At 56.3% G+C, this 16,687-nt stretch carries 14 protein-coding genes; 2 read left to right on the forward strand and 12 right to left on the reverse strand.

Features of this window, described 5'->3' with window-relative positions:
* Positions 1–349 precede the first annotated feature (349 nt).
* The 7 genes from GNT65_RS16780 to GNT65_RS16810 form a co-directional block, all read right to left on the reverse strand.
* Complete coding sequence (locus tag GNT65_RS16780) at positions 350–1,240, reverse strand: DODA-type extradiol aromatic ring-opening family dioxygenase (RefSeq protein WP_244952214.1); 891 nt, start codon at positions 1,238–1,240, stop codon at positions 350–352.
* A 32-nt stretch (positions 1,241–1,272) separates the two neighbouring features.
* Complete coding sequence (locus GNT65_RS16785; protein WP_160798310.1) at positions 1,273–2,235, reverse strand: glutathione S-transferase family protein; 963 nt, start codon at positions 2,233–2,235, stop codon at positions 1,273–1,275.
* A 78-nt stretch (positions 2,236–2,313) separates the two neighbouring features.
* Positions 2,314–2,754: a DoxX family protein gene (locus GNT65_RS16790; protein ID WP_160798312.1), complete on the reverse strand. Its 441-nt coding sequence runs from the start codon at positions 2,752–2,754 to the stop codon at positions 2,314–2,316.
* Between the two features lie 317 nt (positions 2,755–3,071).
* Complete coding sequence (locus GNT65_RS16795; protein WP_160798314.1) at positions 3,072–3,980, reverse strand: LysR family transcriptional regulator; 909 nt, start codon at positions 3,978–3,980, stop codon at positions 3,072–3,074.
* Positions 3,981–4,199: 219 nt separating this feature from the next.
* Positions 4,200–4,580, reverse strand: coding sequence for a cytochrome c3 family protein (locus GNT65_RS16800; protein WP_160798316.1), 381 nt, complete (start codon positions 4,578–4,580; stop codon positions 4,200–4,202).
* Positions 4,581–4,647: 67 nt separating this feature from the next.
* On the reverse strand, positions 4,648–6,306 hold the full coding sequence (locus GNT65_RS16805) for an HAL/PAL/TAL family ammonia-lyase (protein WP_160798318.1): 1,659 nt from the start codon (positions 6,304–6,306) through the stop codon (positions 4,648–4,650).
* Positions 6,307–6,342: 36 nt separating this feature from the next.
* Positions 6,343–7,902, reverse strand: coding sequence for a flavocytochrome c (locus GNT65_RS16810; protein WP_160798320.1), 1,560 nt, complete (start codon positions 7,900–7,902; stop codon positions 6,343–6,345).
* A gap of 194 nt (positions 7,903–8,096) precedes the next feature.
* Between GNT65_RS16810 and GNT65_RS16815 the strand changes: the two genes are divergently transcribed.
* On the forward strand, positions 8,097–9,620 hold the full coding sequence (locus tag GNT65_RS16815; protein WP_160798322.1) for a sigma-54-dependent Fis family transcriptional regulator: 1,524 nt from the start codon (positions 8,097–8,099) through the stop codon (positions 9,618–9,620).
* Positions 9,621–9,712: 92 nt separating this feature from the next.
* Here the strand turns inward: GNT65_RS16815 and GNT65_RS16820 are convergent, their stop codons facing one another.
* Positions 9,713–10,870, reverse strand: a complete 1,158-nt coding sequence (locus GNT65_RS16820; protein ID WP_160798324.1) for a porin — start codon at positions 10,868–10,870, stop codon at positions 9,713–9,715.
* A gap of 312 nt (positions 10,871–11,182) precedes the next feature.
* Between GNT65_RS16820 and GNT65_RS16825 the strand changes: the two genes are divergently transcribed.
* A complete protein-coding gene (locus GNT65_RS16825) occupies positions 11,183–11,377 on the forward strand; it encodes a DUF4250 domain-containing protein (protein WP_160798326.1) in 195 nt (64 codons plus the stop codon).
* 50 nt (positions 11,378–11,427) lie between these two features.
* Here GNT65_RS16825 and galE read toward each other — a convergent pair whose 3' ends face one another.
* The 4 genes from galE to GNT65_RS16845 all read right to left on the reverse strand — a co-directional run bounded on the left by galE (position 11,428) and on the right by GNT65_RS16845 (position 16,426).
* Positions 11,428–12,438 carry a UDP-glucose 4-epimerase GalE gene (galE, locus tag GNT65_RS16830; RefSeq protein WP_160798435.1) on the reverse strand — a complete coding sequence of 337 codons (1,011 nt, stop codon included), beginning with the start codon at positions 12,436–12,438 and terminating at the stop codon, positions 11,428–11,430.
* 28 nt (positions 12,439–12,466) lie between these two features.
* On the reverse strand, positions 12,467–14,026 hold the full coding sequence (locus tag GNT65_RS16835; RefSeq protein WP_160798328.1) for a sodium/sugar symporter: 1,560 nt from the start codon (positions 14,024–14,026) through the stop codon (positions 12,467–12,469).
* Positions 14,027–14,123: 97 nt separating this feature from the next.
* A complete protein-coding gene (gene galK, locus GNT65_RS16840; RefSeq protein ID WP_160798330.1) occupies positions 14,124–15,293 on the reverse strand; it encodes a galactokinase in 1,170 nt (389 codons plus the stop codon).
* A 53-nt stretch (positions 15,294–15,346) separates the two neighbouring features.
* On the reverse strand, positions 15,347–16,426 hold the full coding sequence (locus GNT65_RS16845) for a UDP-glucose--hexose-1-phosphate uridylyltransferase (protein ID WP_160798332.1): 1,080 nt from the start codon (positions 16,424–16,426) through the stop codon (positions 15,347–15,349).
* Positions 16,427–16,687: the final 261 nt, after the last annotated feature.

Below are 16,687 nucleotides of genomic sequence, written 5' to 3' on the forward strand. Positions count from 1 at the left end.
CCCACTTGTTACCGGTCTCTCGTAAGAGGAGCCGCCATTCAATCGAGCTACTGCATAAAGACCCTCAACGGCCATTGAGGGTGGGCCTCCAATTTACCCTAAAATGGAACAGGATTAACCATACAAAGCATTTAAGAGTGATTCCCAAAGCTTGGCATTTTCAGTTCAAGGTTCGGTTTCGTGTTTACAGCGCAATGGTTTAAGTTCGTGGCAGCGTTGCTCACACCTTAATGCGGCGTTAACACATAAAATCATTAATCTGAAGTTCACATAAATAGCTCTAAAGTTCTAACTCATTTCTATCCAAAAATGAGTTATGTCGCGTAAGGCACCTCTGTCGCTCTGATAGTCACTCTAGCCAGGCGTAGGTGTCGAGGGCGAGGATTTGTAGTTCGATGCTTTGGTGTAGTCGTAGTGGGGGCTTGGTGGCCTCATTAACTCCGTCGCCCTGCCCTGCGCCTAGGGCGACGTAGAAGGGCATCAGGTGTTCTATGCTGGGGTGGTTGAACCGGGCGTATGGGGCCTGGCGCTCGACATCCAGCAGTGATGGTAGATCCCCTTGGGAAAGCTTATCGGCGATCCAATTGACGAAGCTTTGCATCTTCTCTACCTTTTGCGGATCGCCGGGGCGACGAAACAGCTCTCCCAGGTTGTGGCTGATGCCACCCGAACCCAGCACCAATAAGCCGTCGGCGCGCAGGGATTTTACCGCTTGTCCCAAGCGGTAGTGATAGCTGGCGCCCTGACGGCTGTCGATAGAGACCAGCACCAAAGGGATATCCGCCTCAGGATAGAGACGGCAGAGCGGCGTCCAGAGGCCGTGATCCCAGCCAAGCTGGTCATCTAACTCGGCGTCAAACCCGGCGGTTTGCAGAAGATCAGCGACCTCACCAGCCAGCTTAGGTGCACCCGGCGCCGGATAATTAACTTGGTAGAGGGCGTCGGGAAAGCCGTAGAAGTCATGCACAGTGCGCGGGGCCTCGCTTGAGGTGATACGCACCTTGCCACTGAGATCCGTGTGGGCCGAGAACACCAGTATCGCCTTGGGCCTTGGCAGCACCTGGCCCAGCTCGGCGAGAAAGGCGGCGTTGTCGCTGTCATCCAGGGCCAACATGGGCGAGCCGTGGGAGACGAACAGGCTCGGCATTAATCCGGTACTGGTTGCAGTCTCTACGGTTGCAGCCTTTAGCTGCTCACTCAACTCAGGAGAGATCTGTCTTAAGCTCTTACTTTCGCTCATATTTGTACTCATGCTTGAACTAACTCTCGAAATCATAAGCTAACCTGTGGGCCGACAGGCACTATGCCTGTAGGATTCAGCGCCTTAATCGAATAGTAACCCTGCTTGATATGCTCTATGTTGACCGTGGCTGCGATGCCATCGAGGGCATAGATGCGCTGCAAATAGGCCTGTAGCTGCGGCTTCTGGGCGATCAGCTCACGGTTACACTTGAACAGGCCATAGTAGGCGACATCGAAGCGCACCAGGGTCACGAAGGCGCGAATATCCGTCTCGGTCAGCTGCTCGCCGAGCAAATAGGGGCGACCATCGCGCAGGGTCTGCTCCAGCTCATCGAGCAGGCTAAAGACGCCTTGGTAGGCCTCTTCGTAGGCAAACTGACTGGTGGCAAAGCCCGCCTTGTAGACGCCATTGTTTAACTCGTGATAGAGACGCTCATTCAAGCTATCTATAGCTTGGCTTTGCTCTTTTGGATAGAGATCAAGCGCCGAGTCGGTAAGGTGATCGAAGGCGGTGTTTAACATGCGAATGATGTCTGCCGACTCGTTATTCACTATCACCTGGCGCTGCTTATCCCAGAGCACGGGCACGGTCGCCCTGCCGGTAAAGTGAGGATCTACCTGGGTATAGAGCTGATGCAGATACTTGTGGCCATTGAGGATGTCGCTGTCTCCACCCACCTTGCTATCAGGCGCGCCGCCAAACTGCCAGCCCTGCTCCGAAAGCACGGGGTTGACCACGCTGACGCTGATATGCTCGTTAAGGCCCTTGAGCGCCCGCACCATCAGGGTACGTGAGGCCCAGGGGCAGATATAGGCGACATAGAGATGATAGCGGCCAGACTCCGCCTTGAAACCGCCCTCACCCGTAGGGCCAGCCTCGCCTGTCGGTGTTATCCAGTTGCGAAAGCTAGAGATCTGACGCACGAAACGCCCCTCATCATCCTTCGCCTGCACCGGCTGCCAATCTCCATTCCAACGACCATCGACTAACATCTGCTTCTCCTTCTAAACCCGTAACAGGATACGGGGCATAGTCTCCTACACCCGCCCCTACCGTAAAATTGGCTAACCTTAGAGACGACCGGTCAGTAGCTTGTCGATTGAGTAGCGTCCACCGCCCTGCACCGCCAGAGATAGCGAGGCCGCCAGCAGGATCAAGGCAAACTCGTAGCCGTTGTTAGAGACAAACAGGCCGTTACCCACATGCAGCGTCATGGCCACCGCCATGGTGAAGGCCGTCAGCGCGGCGGCGGGACGAGTCAGCAGACCCAGCACCAGTGCCAGACCACCGAAGAACTCGGCGCTACCGGCCAGCAGGGCCATCAGGTAACCGGGTTCGAAGCCGACGCTGGCCATCCACTGCCCTGTGCCTTCCAGGCCATAGCCGCCGAACCAGCCGAACAGCTTCTGGGCGCCGTGGGCGGCAAAGATGAGTCCTAGGGGTAGACGCAGTACCAAGGGGGCCAGTCCCGCATCGCTGTTAAGTAGTTTGATTAACGTTTGCTTGTTCATAGTGATCTCCTCAAAGATGTTTGGTTTGCAGCCTTTGGCCTTTGACTTTGATTAGGTAAAAGTCATTAGCCATTCGCTGCCGATGAGGTAAATGTAGCTCTCAACGCCAAATTGATAAACATCGCTATCATTTAATGATTAACAACAAAATGGCGATAATCAGCCTGGACGGCAGATGGGGCTTACGTCTTTAAGCTTTAGTCTTGGGGCATTAGTTTTAAGGCGCGAAAAGAGTGACTACCACCAAGGCAAGAACAGTGAGGACGGGAGTAAGGTTAGCCAGTCTATAAAAGAGCTGGCTCATGAATAAGAGCCAGCTAGTCGTCTATCGCATCCCAGTAAGGGGTCTTGCCATAGTATTGGCTCAGGGCATCGACGAAACAGCGCACCTTGCTGGCGAGAAACTTACGGTGCACATAGACGGCGTACAGGCCGAAGGGCTCTGGCGTATACTCGGTGAGGATCGCTTTGAGCTTACCACTACGCAGGGCCTTGCTCACCAGAAAGGTAGGCTGCACCACTATTCCGCGACCGGCGATGGCGGCCTCCACCAGCATGTCGCCATTGTTACAGGCCAGATCGCTTGGGATCTTCAGCGCCGAGAAGTGCTCGCCGAAACGACCGAAGGCCGCGCCCAGATCCGAGTAGCTAAAGTGCAGATAGTTGTGATGGATAAGATCCGCCGGGGTCTTGGGCTCGCCGCGCTCGGCCAGATACTTAGGAGAAGCGCAGACAACCAGCTTGATCGGGGTGAGCTTCTTGGCGATAAGCGAAGAGCTCGAAAGCTGACCGATGCGCAGCGCCACATCGACGCCATCCTCCAGCAGATCCACCTTCTTGTCCGTCAGGGTAATATCCAGCCTGACATCCGGGTGTTGCTGCTGAAACTGCACCAGGGCACTAGGCAGATGATAAATACCGAAAGACATGGGGGCGCTGACCTTAAGCAGACCCGAGGCGGTCTCGCTAAGGTTAGTCAGGGCGTTGTCCATCTCCTCGATATCGATAAGCACCTGCTGACAGCGCTCGAAGTAGGCCCTGCCCGCCTCGGTCACATTGACCCGCCGCGTGGTGCGATTGAGCAGGCGCACCTTGAGATGCTCCTCGAGCTGGGACACATACTTGCTGACCAGTTGCGAGGAGAGCCCTAGCCTGTCCGCCGCCTTGGTGAAGGAGCCCTCCTGCACCACGGCGGTAAAGGCCTTCATGGTATCGATTCTATCCAAGGCCATCTCCCCTATTCGTTCTTAATTAGTCGCCAAATTAGTCATCAGATGTTGATAATCAAAGACAAAGTAGCCTATTTAATCGAATAACTGAAGGTAATAGCTGGAAAATCGCGGGAAAGAGGCAAAGAAAAAGCAACGAAAAAGGCCACAGCAGCGGGAGCGTGCGCTGTGGCCCTTGTCCCCAGACTCGGCACTGGGCGCCCTAGCCGAACTTGGCTAACGTTTCATCTTAGGGTACTTAAACTCATGACACTGGTTACAGTACACCTTGCTCTCCTTGTGCTCCTGGTGACAGTAGGTACAAGGAAGATCGCTGCCATAGTGCAGGCTGTCGTGGGGATTCGGCTCAACGCTGTGGCCTGCCCCCTCGGGGCGCTTAGTCAGCTCGGCCATCTCGGCCGCCGTGCCGTGGCAAGACTCACAGGCACTCATCTTAGGTATGCTCTTGCGTTTCGCCTCGCCATGGCAGGCGCTGCACTCCACCTTGCCCTGCTCGTTGGTCATGATCTCTTGGTGATAATCTTTTAACTTCATAGCCTGTGCGCCCGGCGCGCTCAGTAGCGCCGCCAAACAGAGGGCCGATAATACTCTTAACATCTTTAATCCTTATTGTGGGGCGCCAAGCGCCCCAGCTCATAACTCGCTTAGGCTAACGCCCAACCCATCAGTACTTGACGATGAAGTCGTGTGACGCCTGAATGTCTGGCGTAAACGGACGGTCAAGCTCGACGAAAGGCACCTGTTGACGATACGCCTGGTACATGGCCTGGGTCGCCTTGCCTAGCTTAAGGTCGGCGTTGGCGGCCTTGCGCAGGTCGATCGCCTGGGTAGAGTGCAACAACTCGAGGCCATACATGGTGTTGATGTTGTCGACTATTTGGATCAGGTTGTCGCTCGCCAGCTTAAGGTTGGTGAAGGTGTCTTCGATGTTACCGGCGATCTGAATGCCGTCGAATGACACTGGGGTCGCCAACATCTTGTTACGCACCTGCATGTCCACGAAGGTTTTCTGAATCGCACCGAAGGCATGACCATTGTTACCCGGCGCGCTCAGGAAGCGTGGCAGATGGGTAAAGTGGTCGTCCGACAGGTGAATGGTGCGCATGGCACTGTTGTGAGACACGTGAGTCAGAGCCACACTCAGTTGCTGCACCGCCAGGGCCACGGGAAGCGGCTCAAAGTTAGTGGTCGGGAACACACCGCCCTTGCCTTCTACCAGGTACTTGGCCACCTGAGAGTTTTCGGCGTACTGCTTGCTGGCGCCCAGGATCACCCCAGGGTTATCGTCTGAGTGGTTGATCTGAATGTCGATCACCTGACCCAGATCGGCCAACGCCTTCTCAGCGCTCGCTAAGGTATAGGCCGTTGTGCGGTAGCTCAGCGGATCCTGCAGCGGACGCTCGCTGTTGAGATCCCACAGGTAACTACCAGAGAGTGAGCCCAGGATATTCTCAGTGGTCGCCTTAAGATGAGGGAAAGGACGAATGTCATTGGTCTGCGGCAAAAATGGCGCCACGTTACCGTTTAGTCCTTCCAGGCTCAGGCCAAATACGGTTGGCGAGACCTCTAGCAGATGCTCGGCATCCTGATAGCCTTGCATTGCGTAGGCCACGGCAACCGAGTTATTCGACAAAATAGAGAGCGCATCCTTACCGACGGGCTTAAGCGGCTTGACGCCTGCCTTGTTCATCGCCTCGACACTGCTCATGCGCTTGCCTTGGTAAAACACATCCCATTCGCCGATCATCGCCAGACCTACGTGAGATGCCAGCAGAATATCTGCCTCACCCACAGTACCCAGCGATGGAATGACAGGGGTGATCCCCTTGTTCAGGTAAGCCTGGTAGATCTCGGCCACATAGGGCTGCACGCCGGTGTGACCAGACAAGATAGTGTTCAGGCGAACCGCCAGGGCGACACGGGTGAGTCTGACCGGCATTGGCTCGCCAACGCCCGCACTGTGTGCTCTTAGGGTGCTGTAGTTAAAGGATTTAGAGGCTGCCATCACCTCGGCGCTCAACTCGCCGTTGGCATCGAACAGCTTGTGATCCTTGTTCAAGCCCACACCTACGGTGAGGCCATATACAGGCTTACCCAGACGCGCCGCTTCCATCAACAGGTCGTGGGCCTTCACCAAAGATGAGGCCGCCTGAGGCGCGATATCCACCTTGGCACCATCGGCGATTGCCCAGGCCTGGGCCTGAGTCAGATGCTGACCGTCGAGCACCACAGTATCGCTCGCCAGTGCCGCGCCAGAGGTCATCGCCAAGGCGCTAGTGGCCAGGGCAGTAGTTGCCAACAGAGTATTTACTTTTTTCATCATCAATTCCTTAATATTTTTCTAGGCTGCACACCTGTGTTAAGCCTGTTTTAATTCGATTGCCGCGCTCGCCGCGCAGATACGACCGGCGTTTCGGCCCGTCACCACACCTTCTGCCACGGCGCAGGCGCCGAGACGGCTCGCCCCATGGATACCACCCGTCGCCTCACCGGCGGCATACAGACCGTCAATCGGCTCGTTGCTCACTAGGTGCAGCACCTGAGACTGGGTATTCACCTTCACGCCGCCCATGCAGTAGTGCACCTTGGGCCACATACGCACGCCATACCAGGGGCCCTCTTCCAGCGCCATGGCCTTCTGCATCGGGCGACCAAACTCCTTGTCTTCGCCGGCTTTCACCGCGTCATTCCAGCGCGCCACCTGGGCTTTCAAAGCCTTGGCGGGGATCTGATACAGGGCCGCCAGTTCTTCTAAGGTGTCCGCCTTCTGGATCACCTTGTACTTCATGCCCCACTCCAATGTCTGGGCCTTGGCCGCCCCCTTGGCATTGGTAAAGCCCACGGGGTACACGGGGTTACCCTGCTCGTCACGACGAGTCATGATGGCATCGGCGCGTGCCTTACGGTCCGCCAGCTCGTTGAAGAAACGCTCGCCGGTACGCACATCCACCACTATGCCGCTGGGATAGGTGGCGATAGTGTTAAACTGTGAGGCAGTACCGAAACCCTTCTCATCGGGCGATGCCCAGGGGCCGAGCTGGATCTGGTCCAGATGGATCGGGTTGGCACCGATCAACATCATCTGCTTGAGGGCTTCTGAGGTCGCGCCGGGATGGTTGGTAGAGTCGAGTTCGCCGTTTAATTTAGGCTGTTGCATCTGACGATACTCGAGATCCCGGGAGAAGCCGCCAGTGGCCATGATCACCCCTTTGCGTGCACCGATAAGACGCATTTTACCCGTGCGTTCTTTCGGGAAATAATAGCCATCGCGAACTTGGACACCGATCACGCGACCCGCCTGATCTTTCACAAAAGATTCGAGCTTGGTCTGATTTCGCATCTCGATACCATGCTGCTTTGCCGCCTTAATCAGCGGACGAATGATGCCGGCACCAGAGCTCTGCACCGTCTGCAGCACACGCGGCAGAGAGTGACCACCGAAGTGCTGCACGAAAGGCTTCCACTCTACCCCATAGGCCTCCAGCCACTGGCAAGACTCGGCGGTGCCGTTACATACCAGCTTAAGCATCTCGACATCGTTCATGCCGCGGCCCGCCTTGAGCATATCGGCCACCATGGTGTCGACCGAATCCTTGATACCCTCTTTGTCCTGTAACTTAGAACCGGCCACCGCCATGGCGCCGCCATTGATGGTGGAGTTGCCGCCAAACACGGGCATCTTATCGATCACCATGACGCTGGCGCCCGCCTCTTTGGCCTGCAGCGCAGCCGACATGCCGGCGAAACCACTACCTATCACCAGCACATCGACTATCTCGTCAAATCGGGGCGGCTTATCGCCAGTACACTCGGCCGCCTGGGCGGACATAGCTCCCAATCCTGCCACACTGACGGCCATCGCGGCGCCGCCTCTTAACAGCTGGCGACGACCCGGACTAATCAGATCTTTCTGTTTCATTCTCTATTTTCCTTTGGATCATATGAGCAAGTTAAAACCGGGTAATTCACCTCGATTTCATACAGATAAGATTGCACCTGTCATGCCAACTACCTAAAAAGAGGGGGATAAGGAACAATTTATGAAGGGGGGCACAGAAACACGAAATATGATGATCTACAATCACGAAACTTCGTGATCACCGTGACATATCAATGCAAAAACAATTCTATTTCGAAGCCACCCAGCGACTCTGTAGCAGCCTGGAACTTGAGCAATCATTGCAGGCCTACTTCGAATATGTCAGGCAACACCTGCCCATAGATGGCATCTACCTCAACATCTATCGCCCCGAATACGGCGACATCCAGTTTCTGGCCCATGTGGATGAAGCGCAAACCACGGCGCTGAACAAACAGGTGAAGATCTCCACCGAGATGCAGGCTCTGCTGAGCCAACCGGACCGCCCGGTGATCCGCATCATCAACGATCTGGAACACGATAGGGTCACTGGCTTTGTTGCCCCCCAGGTGATCCCCAATATCCAGTCGGTGATCTTGCTGCGCATGCTGAGCGGCAACACCCATCTGGGGGTGGTAGGTTTCTATGCCAAGCAGAAGGCGCAGTTTTGTCATCGCCACGCCGAGCTGATCGAGCCCCACAAAGACACCCTGTCGCTGATCACCGCCTTTAACCTCAAGGGACGCAACCTGCTCAAGGCCAATCAGGCACTCACCCAACAAAACCGGCTACTCAAACAGGCCTTCAATCCCTGCGGGGTGATAGGGGCCGACTCAGGCCTCAAGCGGGTCATGACCCAAGTAGAGGCGATCGCCAAGCTGCATACCAGCGTGTTGATCCTCGGCGAGACCGGCTGCGGCAAGGAGGTGATCGCCAATGCCGTTCACTGCAAGTCCCAGCGGGCCGACAAGCCCTTTATCAAGGTCAATTGCGGCGCCATCCCAGAGAGCCTGATCGATTCTGAGCTGTTTGGTTACGAGAAAGGCGCCTTCACAGGCGCCGAGCATCGAAAGGCGGGTTTCTTCGAACAGGCCAACGGTGGCACCATCTTCTTAGATGAAATTGGTGAGCTGCCGCTGTCGGTGCAGGTGCGCCTGCTGCGGGTACTGCAGAACGGTACCATCACCCGGGTGGGAGGGTTCGACGCCATCAACCTGGATATTCGGGTGATCGCCGCGACCCACAGAAACCTGCAGGCCATGGTGAAGAAGCAGACCTTTCGTGAGGATCTCTGGTACCGCCTGGCGGTCTTTCCTATCGAGATCCCCTCGTTGCGTCAGCGTCGCTCGGACATTCCCCTGCTGGTGCAACACTTTCTAGAAGTGCTAGCGGCCAAGTTCAACCTGGACAAACTGCCCAGGGTCAGCGCCGAACAGCTCGACAGCCTGAATCATTACCACTGGCCAGGCAATGTGCGTGAGCTGATCAATGTACTGGAGCGGGCCATGATCGAAGCCCCTAAGGGACCGCTCAATTTCAACCTGCTTCAGGTGGACAAGGTGGAGCCTGCTGCGAGCGGCAAACATGAGACCATCATTATCGATCCCAGCCATGCCAGCGATAAGCTGGTGCCCCTGGAAATGATGGTGAGTAAGTATATCGCCCATGCGCTGCGGATCACCGGCGGCAAACTCTATGGACCGGGCGGCGCCGCCGAGATGCTGGACATCAACCCCAATACGCTTCGCAGCAAGATGAAGAAGCTGGGCCTGTGTTAACAGCCTAATGTAAAAGCCTTTGTTAGCACTAAACTAGCCCAAACGAAAAAAAGCACTCCTAGGAGTGCTTTTTAACTGCAGGGAAAATGAGGTTAGAAGAAGTAGCGGATACCCACGGCATAGCTATTGTCTTGGGCCGCCTCGAAGCCCTTGTCATCCATGTCACTGAAGTCGAACTTGGCTTCGGCAAACATCACGGTATCGCGGCTGTAACGATAGTGCAGACCTACTACAGCAAACTGGCGTGTCCAGTTACCCTTGATGGCAGTGGTCTCATCGGTATCCAGATCTTGATAAGAAAGCAGGAAGCTTGGCACGAAACCATTGTCATAGTGGTAGGCCACCAGGAACTCGGCACCGGTAGAGTCATAAAGCTGGCCGGCCACCAATTCGTTTTGCTTACTCTGATGGGCGTTAACACCGACATATAGGCCCTTGGCGTCACGGCCAGGCGCGTACTGGTAGAAGGAGCCGTACTGAGCGCCGATACCTATGATCTCGTTGGTGTCATCGACGCTGACACCTGCCAGCTCACCCTCGAAATCGCCGCGGTTAAAGCCGGCAAGCACCTTAAACTTATCGGTCACATGATAGGTCAGGTTGGCACCATAGCTGGTGTCGAAACTTAGGTGAGAACCATCATCCACCGCCTGACCATTCTTATCAAACAGGGCAACGTCACCATTTTGCTTGGCGGCGTATTGCAGCGCGATATCCAATGCGCCGAAGCTGTTGCGATAGATGAAGGCAGAATCGGCACGGCCCGCGCCCGTTAGGCCACCGTCACCAAAGGTATAGGCACCCACCGAGTAGCCGGTGTAGACGTTGAGCACGTCAGTAGTATAGGCCACATCATAATAGGCACCCCACTGCTTACCGAAGCTCAGGCTACCCCACTTGGCGTGTGACAGGCCGACATAGCCCAGACGGTTAAACAGAAAGTCTGAGGTCTTCTGGGCGCCCAGTTGGCCGCCCACATACTTGAGCGAGTCATCGCTGGTGACCATGTTGATGCCCCACTCGGTGTGAGCGAAGCTGCGCCAGCCGTTCTTCTCCTGACGGTCGAACCTGAAGCCGACACGCGAAAAATTATCAACCACGGCGGTATCGTCACCATCGTTGACTGCGGCAAAACCTAGCCAGCCCATCATGTTCAGTGCATTGGTTTGATCCTTATACAATTCAATAGCCTGCGCCGAGCTGGCCATCAATACAGATGGGATCAACAGAGCCAATAACTTCTTATTCATCACATTTTCCCTTTATCAGTGTTTACGCTGTTTTATTGTTAGCTTGGGTATCCCCAATAACCTGTAACAGCAGCTAACGTGCCAGCACTGGATAAAAGGGCTTTATCGACAGGAAGTTAGATTGAGATCAAGCGTTCACGAAATATCGTGAACTCCCACCACTAAATATCGTGTTAATAATTAAATATCGTTGTAAAAAGCTTTGATAATGGGCTTTTGCAGACGCTTTCACTGGATAACAGCACCGTTGTCAGCCAGTAAAATCTGGGCTAAACCTATAACATATGTATGACACAAACTCTGGAGGAGATAATGGACTATCACTTAACCCAGCTAAGCGGCGATATTCTGGTGGGCATAGTCAACGAGCAGCTCAGGTTGAACTGCCATGATAAGCGGGAGCTCTTCTACCAGCTGGACATTCCCAGTGCCCAACTGGAGCAGAAGCTGGCCGCCTCGGGGTTCGAATATGACCCTATCAGCAACCAGTACAAGGCCTGTAAATAGCGACTAACCCATCTGTAAGCCAAGAAGCAGTAGATGAATAGGCTAGCAAATTAGCTATATCCCTGGGGATTACGACACTGCCAGCGCCAGCAGTCTTGCATCATCTGCGAAAGATCTCTGGCCACCCGCCAGTGGAGCTCACGGGCCGCCTTATCGGGGCAGGCATAGCTGGCGGCGATATCCCCGGGCCGGCGCGGCGCCATATGCAGCGCAATTTCTTTACCGCTCGCCTGCTCGAAGGCCCTTACCATCTCAAGCACAGAATAGCCCTGGCCCGATCCCAGATTAAAGGTATGGCAGCCCGCCACCCCATGAAGGCGCGTCAGGGCCGCCAGATGCCCCTGCACCAGATCCACCACATGGATATAGTCGCGTACCCCTGTGCCATCGGTTGTTGCATAGTCGCAGCCAAATACGGCGAGATAGGGCCGGCGCCCCATGGCCACCTGGGTGATATAAGGCAAGAGGTTATTGGGCTCTCCCTTAGGGTCTTCGCCAATCAGCCCGGATTCGTGAGCACCCACAGGGTTAAAGTAGCGCAGCAGGATCACGCTGACATCTTGGCGCGCCCTGGCCCACTCGGCGCACATCTGCTCCACCACCAGCTTGGTCTGGCCATAGGGGTTAGTGCTGGAACAGGGCGCCGCTTCCGTGATGGGCAGCGGCGGATTGGCACCATAGACGGTGGCCGAGGAGGAGAAGACCAGGGTCTTCACCCCATGGCGGGTCATGGCGCTTAGCAGCCGCATGGAACCCACCACGTTATTGTCGTAATATTCAAGCGGTAGCCGGGTCGACTCCCCCACCGCCTTGAGCCCGGCAAAGTGCATCACGGCATCTATGGCATGGTGCTCAAACAAAGCATCGAGCGCCCTTTCATCGCGAATATCCCCCTCGACGAAGGTGAGTTTGGCCGCCGTTATCTGCTTTACCCGCGCCAGGGACTCAAACTTGGCCCGGGACAGGTTATCCAGCACCACCAGCTGGTGGCCGGCGCTTAACAGCTCGACGCAGGCATGGGAGCCGATATAGCCGGCGCCCCCTGTGACTAAGACGTTCATCTTTTCCTGTCTCATCTGTTTATAAGCCCTACCACCAGGTGACATAGAGGAAGTTGAGGATCACCACCACTCCCAGGGCACTGAGGTTGAAGGCTCTGCCCGTCTTGAAACTGACCCCACCAAGGGCCACACTCGTCCCCTCTTCGAGAGAGCGGCCCATGAGGGACACCAGCACGCTGAGGGCCAGACAGAGCAGGAACACCAGGCCGATGCGATCCATGAAGGGCAGCTCGGGCCAATAAAACCTCAGGCCAAAGGAGAAGATGGCCGAGCCCAGTGCCGCCGCCAGCGCCCCATGAGAGGTGGCCCGGCGCCAGAACATGCCCGTTAGGAAGATCACCACGATCCCCGGGGTGAATACTCCGGTAAACTCCTGAATATATTGAAATGCCTGCTCAAATTCACCTAGCAGCGGCTGAGCCATCACCAGGGCGATCAGCAGACTCACCAGGCTAGACAACCTGCCCACCAATACATAGTGCCCCTCGGATTTGGCCGGACGCACCATGGCATAGATATCCATGGTGAATATGGTCGAGATGCTGTTGGTCATAGAGGCCAGGGAGGAGACGATGGCCGCCACCAGCGCGGCAAACACCAGCCCCTTCACCCCGACGGGCATCAAGGCCATCATGGAGGGATAGGCCTGATCCGGCGAGTCCAGCCCGGGATAGAGGAGCACGGCGGCAATCCCCGGTAGCACCACGATGAGCGGCATCAAGAGCTTGAGGTAGGCGGCGAAGGCGATCCCTTTTTGCGCCTCGGCCACGCTCTTGGCCGCCAGGGCGCGCTGTATGATGTATTGATTAAAGCCCCAGTAGCTGATGTTCATGATCCACAACCCGCCCACCAGCACAGAGATCCCCGGCAGACTCATGTAGTGGGGGTTACTCTGACTGAGGATCATCTCGAAATGTTCCGGTAGTGCGCTGGACAAACTGTCGAACCCGGCCCAGACGCCCTGACCGTCGGCGACCCTGTCCAGCGCCAGATAGCTGAGCAGCAGGCCGCCGAAGATCAGCAGCACCACCTGAATGATGTCTGTGTAGGCCACCGCCTTGAGGCCGCCATAGAGGGAGTAGGCCAGGGAAAACAGCGCCAGGAACACCATGCCATAGAGCCAGTCTACTCCCGCTACCGTCTCGATCGCCAGGCCGCCGAGCCAGAGCACGGCGGTGAGGTTGACGAAGATGTACACAGACAACCAGAATAGCGCCAGCGTGGTCTTCACCCGCTTGTCGAAACGCTGCTCCAGGTACTGGGGCATGGTATAGATCTCGTTCTTGATGAAGATGGGCAGCATATACTTACCCACCAAGATCAGGGTGATCGCCGCCATCCACTCGTAGGAGGCGATGGCCAGGCCGATGGCATAACCAGAGCCTGACATGCCGATGATCTGCTCGGCGGAGATGTTGGCGGCGATAAGGGAGGCGCCGATCGCCCACCAGGGCAAGGCCTTGCCCGCCAGAAAGTAGTCCTTGGTATCTCGCTCATGACGTTTGTCCCGGCGGGAGATCCACAGCGCCAGCCCCAACAGCCCCAGGGCGTAGACCAGCAGTATGCCAATATCCAGTGTCTCTAACATAGTCGTCTTCTCTTATTCTTATGACTTTTTCTATGGCGAGTCACCGACCCGCCCCCCAAACAGGCTTAAGCACTTAGACGCTTAGGCGCTTAGGCGCTTAGGCGAAGGCTCCCGCCCCGCTGTGGCACAGGTAGATTTCCGCCGTCAGCCCTGTCCGTGCCTGATACTCGGCGGCGATTGTCTCGCGCACCCCAGCTATCTTGTTCTCGGGCAGCAGGGCGACCACGCAACCACCGAAGCCACCGCCTGTCATGCGCGCGCCGCCATCTGTGCCCAGCACCTCGCTAACCAGTGCCACCAGACAATCCACCTCTGGGGTACTCACGGCAAAGTCGTCCCGCAGGGAACCATGAGAGGCGGCCATCAGACGACCGATGCAAGCGCTGTCGCCAACATTCAGCGCCTTCGCCATCTCAAGCACCCGGGCGTTTTCACTCACCACATGGCGGGCACGCCGAAACAGGGTTGGCTCGAGCGAGGCTTCTGCCTGACACAGCTGCTCATAGCTCACCTGACGCAGTGAACTCACGCCAAAATGCTGCGCCACCTGCCGGCACTGCTCTCGCCTCAGGTTATATTCGCTGGTCACCAGCGCCCGCTTCACATTTGAGTTGATGATCATCAACCTAAGGCCCTCTGGCAGCGGCACCTGATCGATAGTGAGATCGCTGCAATCGAGCAGCATGGCACTGTCCGCCTCTCCCATTGCCGAGATCAGCTGATCCATGATGCCGCAGTTACAGCCGACATAGTCATTCTCCGCCTGCTGGCCCAGCTGCGCCGCCTTGATGCCGTCGATCTTGAGATCGTACAGCCCGGCGAAGGCCTTGATCAGCGCCATCTCAAGAGACGCCGATGAGCTCAGCCCCGCCCCCTTAGGCAGATTGCCTGTGATCATCAACTTGGCGCCCCTGAGAGGTGACTGCCCCGTCTCGGCCAGATAGGCGCTTAGCATCTTCACCGTGCCGCGCACATACTTGCTCCAAGGCGAAATGACATCCAGTGGCATCTGATCCTCAGCCAGATCATCGAGCGAAAAGCAAACTTTCTCATTGTCCAGGTCGCAAGCCACCACCTGGAACTGGCTATCATCGCCCCGTGATGCCGCGACTAAGGTGCCCCTGTCCAGCGCCACAGGCAGGACCCACCCCAGGTTGTAATCGGTATGATCGCCAATCAGGTTGACCCGCCCCGGGGCATAGGCCACCAGCGCAGGCTCTTGGCCGAAGGCCTGGGTAAAGGCTTGAGTCAGCTCGCCATTTTTCATCTTTCTGTCCTTTTATTTTTCGCCTGGTTTTATCTGTGTTTTTATTGGCTCTGCTAGCCGTGGCAATTCTGGTAGTGGCTATTCTTGTAATGGATCGGCGACTGTTCCCTCAGGCGCGCGGCGGCCTGCTCTGGGGTGATATCCCGCTGGATCTCGGCCAGCAGCTCATAGCCCACCATAAATTTTTTCACGCTGGCGCTACGCAGCAGCGGCGGATAGAAGTGAGCGTGCAGGCGCCACTCTGGGTGTTCCTGACCATCAAACGGGGCACCATGCCAGCCCATGGAATAGGGAAAGGCGCACCGGAACAGGTTATCGTAACGCACGGTAAGCGCGCCGATTATCTCCCCAAGCGTCTCCCGGGTCTTGGCGGTCAGCTCTGTCATGCGCCGGATATCGAATCTTGGCAATACCAAAGTCTCGAAGGGCCAGCTGGCCCAGTAAGGCACAAGCGCCACCCAATCATCATTGCTCGCCACAATGCGCACTTCTTCCTTAAGTTCACGCTCGACATAATCGGCCAGTAGGTTGCTGTGGTGCTGCTGATAATAGTCTGCAAGGCGCTGCTGCTTAGTCGCCACCAATGTGGGAAGGTGGTTATGGGCCCAGATCTGCCCATGGGGATGAGGATTAGAGCAGCCCATGGCGGCGCCCTTGTTTTCAAATACCTGCACCCAGAGATATTTCTGCCCCAACTCCCTACTCTGACTCTGCCAGGCGGCGATCACCGCCTGCATCGCCTCGGGGCTGAGCTGCGCCAGCGTCAGGCTGTGATCCGGCGAGAAGCAGAGTACCCGGCTCTCTCCCTCTACCGTTTCGAAACGAAACAGGGCATCGCTCCCCTGGGCCTTGGGGCCCTCGCTATTGAGGGCGGCGAAGTCATTTTGAAACACGAAGGTGGTGTCGTACTTGGGGTTTTGCTCGCCATTGATGCGCCTGTTGCCCGGACAGAGAAAACACTCGCTGTCGTAGCTCGGCGCCGTGGTGAGGTCCAGCGCCTCGGTCTGTCCCTGCCAGGGTCGCTTGCTTCTGTGGGGCGACAGCAACACCCACTCGCCAGTGAGGGGATTGAAACGGCGATGGGGGTGATCATCGGTTGAAAATTGCGACTTAGCCTGGGTCTTTTGAAACATAATAGCGATCTACATCCTTGGGTCTTAAGTGATCGCTATGCTCGGCCAGTTGACCCTGCTTCGTCATTCCTGAAAAGAGGCCTTTACTTCCCATTTTCTACCCAGACGAGGAGAAAGCCGCGCTAAACGCCTTGAACAATCTGACTGAAACCAATATTCATCCCCACACTCCCCCTACTGCTCCCTAGACAGGCGTCACTAAAGGCAGGCCTAAGCAATGAACTGATTTTTCGATAAGGATTTACGCATTTTCAGGGGGAT

The organism is Shewanella insulae, assembly GCF_009831655.1.
GTDB classification, from domain to species: Bacteria; Pseudomonadota; Gammaproteobacteria; order Enterobacterales; family Shewanellaceae; genus Shewanella; species Shewanella insulae.